The 6,798-nt window shown below is 71.5% G+C and carries 3 protein-coding genes and 2 pseudogenes; all 5 read right to left on the reverse strand.

The window, feature by feature from the left end:
* On the reverse strand, nt 1-3,565 hold a 3,565-nt coding region (locus ACLEQD_RS33725; protein WP_410389704.1), incomplete at its 3' end, for an amino acid adenylation domain-containing protein.
* Nucleotides 3,481-3,936, reverse strand: coding sequence for a phosphopantetheine-binding protein (locus tag ACLEQD_RS33730; protein ID WP_410389706.1), 456 nt, complete (start codon nt 3,934-3,936; stop codon nt 3,481-3,483). The genes ACLEQD_RS33730 and ACLEQD_RS33725, both read right to left, overlap by 85 nt.
* Before the next feature lie 166 nt (nt 3,937-4,102).
* Nucleotides 4,103-5,548, reverse strand: a pseudogene (locus tag ACLEQD_RS33735) (amino acid adenylation domain-containing protein); the annotation flags it as partial.
* Nucleotides 5,549-5,743: 195 nt separating this feature from the next.
* On the reverse strand, nt 5,744-6,289 hold the full coding sequence (locus tag ACLEQD_RS33740; protein ID WP_410389702.1) for a DUF3105 domain-containing protein: 546 nt from the start codon (nt 6,287-6,289) through the stop codon (nt 5,744-5,746).
* A 60-nt stretch (nt 6,290-6,349) separates the two neighbouring features.
* Nucleotides 6,350-6,798 (reverse strand): annotated as a pseudogene (locus tag ACLEQD_RS33745) (hypothetical protein); the annotation flags it as partial.

Consider the following 6,798-nt stretch of genomic DNA (forward strand, 5'->3'; position numbering starts at 1 on the left):
AGAAGTCGAGCTGCCGCTGGAGCACGTCTCCCTGGAGCCACTGGCGCTGCCACGCGGCGTAGTCCGCGTACTGCACCGGCAGCGGGGACAGGTTCGGCGCGTGACCCTGGAGACGAGCGTGGTACTCGGAGGACAGCTCGCGGTAGAGCACGCCCAGTGACCAACCATCGGACACGATGTGGTGCAGGTTGAGCACCAGCACCGAACACGTGCCTTCGAGCTGGAGCAGGAGCGCTCGGAAAAGGGGCCCCTGCGCAAGGTCGAAGGACCGCTCCGCCTCCTGCCGCAAGCGCGCCTGGACTCGCACGTCCTCTGGTCCCGAGTCCTCGAATCGCTGCACCTCCAGCGTGAGGACGGGCTCCTCGGCGATGTGCTGCGTGGGGAGGTCGCCCTCGGGGAACGTGGTGCGGAGGGATTCGTGCCTAAGCACGAGCGCTTCCAGGCTGGCGCGCAGCACCGCGACGTCCAGTGGCCCGTCCAGGCGCAGGGCCATGGGCATGTTGTAGACGCCCGGTGCGTCGTGGAGCCGGCCCAGGAACCACAGCCGCTCCTGCGCGAAGGACAGCGGAAGCAGCCCGGAGCCACGCGGCGTCACCGGGATGCGCGAGGAGTCCCGGCGCCCTTCCGCGAGCAGCCCTTCCACGACCCGGACGAACGCCTCCAGGCGCGGTGCTTCAAAGAGGGCGCGTACGGGCAGGGACACACCCAGTGCCTCCCGCACGCGTGACACCACCTGCGTGGCCAGCAGCGAGTGGCCGCCCAGGTCGAAGAAGTGGGAGTGCGCCCCCACCTCGCGCGCGCCCAGCACGGAGGCCCAGATCCCGGCGACCCGGGCTTCGAGCGGGCTCCGGGGCGCGATGAAGCCCTCGGGGCTGGAGGCTTCGGGGACGGGCAGTGCGCGCCGGTCGATCTTCCCGTTGGGCGTGAGGGGCAGCGATTCCAGCACCACGAACGCGGAGGGCACCATGTGGCCCGGGAGCCGGGCCTGGAGGAACTCGCGGAACACCGCCTCCGCGACGCCCGAGGCCGCGACGTAGGCCACGAGCCTGCGGTCGCCCGGAGTGTCCTCGCGCAGCAGGACGAGTGCCTCCCGTGCGGCGGGGTGCTGCCGCAGCGCCGCTTCCACTTCGCCCAGCTCGATGCGGAAGCCGCGCAGCTTCACCTGGTGGTCGCGGCGGCCGACGTACTCCAGGACGCCATCCCCGCGCTGCCGCACGAGGTCTCCCGTGCGATAGAGCCGCGCGCCGGGCGTGTCGCTGAACGGATGGGGGATGAACTTCTCCGCGGTGAGGCCGGACCGGTCCCAGTACCCGAGCGCCAGTCCGTCGCCACCCACGAACAACTCGCCCACGACGCCGGGAGGAACCAGGTGGAGCCGGGCATCGAGCACGTAGGCCGTGCTGTTGGCGAGCGGTCCACCGATGGGCACGGACTCGACATCCGCGTGCGGCACCCGGTGCCACGTGCTGAACGACGTGTTCTCCGTGGGGCCGTAGCCGTTGATCAGCGCCGTGGGCCCGCCGTGCGCGAGCACCGCGTTGACGCTGGCGACATCCGCGGCCTCGCCGCCGAAGATCATCCAGGACAGGTGACGGAAGGCCTCGGGCCGGGTGCGGGCGACGTGGTTGAACAGCGCCGTGGCCAGCACCATGTGCGTGACGCGCTCTTCCTGGAGCCTGCGCGTCAGGACATCCGGGTCGATGATCTCATCCTTGGTGAACAGGACCAGCGTGGCCCCGTTGAGCAGCGCGCCCCAGATCTCCAGCGTGGACAGGTCGAACGCGATGGTCGTGGACTGCGCCATCCGGTCCCCGGGCCCCAGGCGCACGTAGTCGGGGTTGAGCACCAGCCGCACCACGCCTTGATGCGGGATGCACACGCCCTTGGGCCGGCCCGTGGACCCGGACGTGTAGATGAGGTGCGCCAGGTCCATCGGCATCACGGCCTCGGCCGTGGGCCCGTCCAACACGGCATCCCAGGGCACATCCAGGCACACGGGCGTCCATGAACCCGGAGGCAGCCCGGAGGCCAGGGCCTCATGCGTGACGATGGTGACCAGCCGCGCATCGGTGGCCATGAAGGCGAGCCGCTCGGCGGGATGCTCCGGATCCAGCGGGACGTAGGCGCCGCCCGCCTTGAGGATGGCGACGAGCGACACGATGAGGTCCACCGAGCGCGGCAGGCACACGCCCACCTGCGGCGTGCGCCGGCCCACCCCGAGCGTCCGCAGCCGCCGGGCCAGGTGCTCCGCTCGCGCATCCAGCTCCGCGTAGGTGAGCGTCACGGCGCCATGGCTCACGGCGATGGCGTCGGGCCGCAAAGCGACCTGCGACGCGAAGGCGTCCACGATGGACAGCTCAGAAGGGTAGGGACGTGCCGACGCGTTCCAGTCTCGGAGCACCCGCCGCTGCTCCACCTCCGACAGGAAGATCGCGTCTCCCGTGGCCCGGTCCGGCGCTTCCACGAAGCAGCGCAGCACCTGGAGGTAGTGCTTCGTCAGGCGCTCGATGGTGGCCGCATCGAACAGCGCGGTGGCGTATTCGAGCGTGCCCACCAGCTCGTCACCGGCCTCCTCCAGCGCGAGGAACAGGTCGAACTTGGACGTGCGCGTGTCCAGCGTCAGCGGGGTGACGGTGACGTCCGGGAACTGGAGCCGTGACGTGGGCGCGTTCTGGAGCGCGAACAGCACCTGGATGAGGGGCGTGCGGCTCGACTCACGTTCGACCTGGAGCGCTTCGACCAGCTTCTCGAACGGCAGGTGCTGATGGGCGTAGGCCCCCAGCGCGCGGTCGCGCACCTGTCCGAGGAACTGGAGGAACGAGGGTTCCCCCTCGAACCGAGCACGGATGGGCAGCGTGTTGACGAAGAAGCCGATGAGCGCTTCCAGCTCCTTCCGCGTGCGGTTCGCGATGGGCGTGCCCACCACGAAGTCCCGCTGTCCGCTGTAGCGCGACAGCAGCACCTGGAACCCGGTGAGCAGGGCCATGAACAGCGTGGCCCCTTCCCGGCGGGCCAGCTCCTCCAGCGCACGGTGGAGCCGGGCGGGAACCGTGAAGCGATGGACGGCGCCCTCGAACCGCTGCACGGCGGCGCGTGGCCGGTCGGTGGGCAGCTCCAGCACCTGCGGCACGTCCGCGAGCTGCTCCTTCCAGAAGCCCAGCTCCCGCTGGAGCACGTCCCCCTGGAGCCACTGGCGCTGCCACGCCGCGTAGTCGGGATACTGGAGGGGTAGGGGGGACAGGTCCGTGACGGCTCCGCGCGCGCGGTAGGCGGCGGACAGCTCGTGGTACAGCACGCCGAAGGACCAGCCGTCGGAGACGATGTGGTGCAGGTTGAGCACCAGCACGTGCCGCTGCTCCGCCTCACGGATGAGCAGCGCGCGGAACAACGGACCCCGGGCCAGGTCGAACGGACGTTCCGCTTCACGCTGCATGCACGCGAGCGTGTCTGCCTCCGAGCCACTCTCCGCGCGCTCCAGCGTCACGGGCAGGTGCGCGGCGACGCGCTGGATGGCGGCGCCTTCTCCGGGGAAGGTGGTGCGCAGGGACTCATGCCGGTCCACCACGGCCTGGAGCGCCTGCTCCAGGACGGCCGCCTCCAGGGGCCCTCCAGCCGGAACGCGAACGGCAGGGAGTACAGCGCGGAGCCCGGCATCCACTGGTCCAGGAACCACAGCCGCTGCTGCGCGAACGACAGCTGCTCCCGCGCCGCATCCGCGCACGGAGGGATGGGCGCTTCGGCACGCTCCGCCGCGGGAGCGGCCGCCTCCAGCGCGGCGGCGAAGTCCCGCAGCACGGGCAGGGCGAACAGCGAGCGCAGCGGGACGGGACGCCCGAGCACGTCGCACAGCCGGCCGATGGCCTGCGTGGCCAGGAGGGATTGCCCACCCAGCTCGAAGAAGTCCGCCGTGGCGCTGACCGCGTCCACGCGCAGCACGTCCGCCCAGACCTTCGCGACGGTCCGCTCCAGCGCGGTCTCCGGCGCGACGAAGTCCTCCTCGGCCCGGGCAGTCGCGCGGATCCGGCAGGGCCTTGCGCTCCACCTTGCCGTTCGCGGTGAGCGGCATCGCGTCCAGGACGACGATGGCCGAGGGCAGCATGTGCACTGGCAGGTGGTCCTTCAGGTGGGCTCGCAGCACCGGCGCCGTGAGGGGCTCGGAGGCCGTCACGTACGCCACGAGCCGCCGGTCTCCCGGCACGTCCTCGCGCACCATCACCACGGCCTCCTGCACGGAGGCATGCAGGCGCAGCGCCGCTTCAACCTCTCCCGGCTCGATGCGGAAGCCGCGCACCTTGACCTGGTGGTCCACGCGTCCCACGAAGTCCACCGCGCCGTCCTCGAGCCTGCGCGCGAGGTCCCCCGAGCGATACATGCGCGCGCCCGGTTCGGGGCTGAAGGGATCCGGCAGGAACCGCTCGGCGGTGAGCTCGGGGCGCTCCCAGTAGCCCCACGCGACGCCGGTGCCCCCCGTGTACAGCTCGCCCACGGCGCCCACGGGCAGCTCGCGGCCGTCCGCGTCCAGCACGTACATCCGCGTGCCGGAGATGGCGTGGCCAATGGGCGCGGGCTCGGAGCCGAGCGGCGCGCGCAGGCGCTGGCAGCTCGTGAAGGTGGTGTTCTCCGTGGGGCCGTAGCAGTTGAAGATGCGCGTGCGCGGCAGGGCCTCCAGCGCCCGGCGCGCGTGGGGCAGGGACATCACCTCGCCGCCCGTGTAGAGCTGCCGCAGCGTCTCCGTGCCCGGCAGGCCCCGGTCCACCAGCGTGTTGAACAGGCCGGTGGTGAGGAACGCCGTCGTCACCCGCTCCGCGCGCAGGAAGTCGCCCAGTTCGTCCAGCGCGGCGGCCCCGCGCGAGAACACCGCCACGCGGCCGCCGTTGAGCAGCGCGCCCCAGAGCTCGAACGTGGACGCGTCGAAGGCCACGGGCGCCAGCTGCAACAGCACCTCGTCCGGCCCCAGGTGCACGTAGTCCGCGCCCAGCACCAGCCGCAGCACGCCCCGGTGGGGCACGCACACGCCCTTGGGCCGGCCCGTGGAGCCGGACGTGAAGACGACGTAGGCCAGGTCGTCCTCCACCACGTCCCGCGCGATGGGCCCTTCACCGAAGCCCGCGAGCGACTCCGCCTGCGTATCCAGGCAGAGCGTGCGCCAGTCCCCTGATGGCAGCCGCGACTCCAGCCCCGCGTGCGTGACGATGATCCGCACGCGCGAATCCGTGGCCATGAACGCGAGCCGCTCGGAGGGGTACTCCGGATCCAACGGGACGTACGCGCCCCCCGCCTTGAGGATGCCAACCAGGGTGACAACGAGGTCCACCGAGCGTGGCAGGCACACGCCCACCTGGGGCCGCTCACGGCCCACGCCCTGTGCCTTCAGCCAGCCCGCGAGCCGGTTCGCGCGGGCATCCAGTTCCATGTATGTGAGCTGCTGTCCGTCACAGCGGACGGCGACCGCGTGGGGACGAAGCGAGGCCTGCGCCTCGAAGGCCTCAGCGATGTTTCGAGGAGCCGGCCCCTTCGGGGACGCGGGGGCGTCGACGGTCTCGGTCATGGCGACGCGCCGCCCCCGGCGAAGGGGGTGTCAGTGCCGCCGCGCGGGACACGGAAGCGGATGAAACAGGGGCTGGCGCGTGCGTCGAATTAAGAGACGTTGCTCGAGTGTGCGCAAGGTTGGCTGGCCAGCCACACTCCTGGTGGAGTGGATTCCTCTCGCGCCAGCACTACCTGTCGCGTGCTCACCGTTGTTTCACGGAGGGCAGACCAGGCCCGGCTCGCTGGCGTCCACGTCCTGCAACGCGAGCAGACACGTGAGCGCGTCCGGCTCCACGGCGTCCATCAGGTACGTGCGGCGCCACAGCAGCGCGGCGAAGCGCTTGGGCAGCTGCGAGTCCGGCGCGACGAGCGCGCGGCGCACGCCGTTGCTGCCCACCGCGGCCTTCGCCATCGCGGCCTCCAGCTTCGCGACGTCGTCGGCGCAGCCCTCCGGGCAGTTGTAGAGGAACACCGCGTGGCCGTGCTCCAGGTTGTGGATCCACGAACAGCGCGGCTGCTCCGTGTCGAAGCTGCGGCACGACAGCCACGTGGAGCAGTGCATGCCGGAGTTGGGCGGGTTCTCTCCGTTGCCGCACGCGGTGCTGCCGCACGAGCTCACGTGGCTGGCCGTCGACGTGTCCGACAGCGGGAAGGTGTACCGCTCGCAGGCTTCGCCACCGGGGGCGGGCGGCTCATCGTTCGTCGAACCGCAGGCCACGAGGCACAGCGAGGAGAGGAGGGCGGAGAGGGCGCGAGGCATCCACTCCGTCATATCGCAACGGGCTTGCGCTGCTCATCGCCCCCGCGTCCCAGCGTCCTGTCAGGGCGCGACGCCGCGCCGCTCCACGTCCCGGTCGCTCAGCCCCCGGAAGCCCAGGGCCTCCATCAGGCGCAGGAAGTCCGCGGGGGCAAGGCTGCCGCCCGTGGCCCGCGCATGGCCGTGCGCGTAGGAGCCTCCCAGCGGCGGCAGGTCCAGCCCCCGCAGCAGCGCGAGCAGGTCCACCGGCGCGCGGCTTCGCAGCACGAAGTTCACGCGGCCGGGCAGGTAGCCCGTGTTGGCGGCGACGACAATGTGGTCCGGCAACCGCTGCACCCAGCGCATCGCCACCAGCGGATGCACCTGCGCCTCGGAGCTGAACATCAGGAGCGCCAGGTTCCCCGAGAAGCGGCGCTGGCGTCTTCGCGCAGCCGGGCCAGCTCGCGCTGGCACCTCCAGGCGCATCGCGCAGCGCGTCCGACGCCGGCACGCGCCCCTCCGCGATCGTCCGC

The organism is Corallococcus sp. 4LFB (genome assembly GCF_046520365.1).
In the GTDB taxonomy this organism is placed as follows: Bacteria; Myxococcota; Myxococcia; order Myxococcales; family Myxococcaceae; genus Corallococcus; species Corallococcus caeni.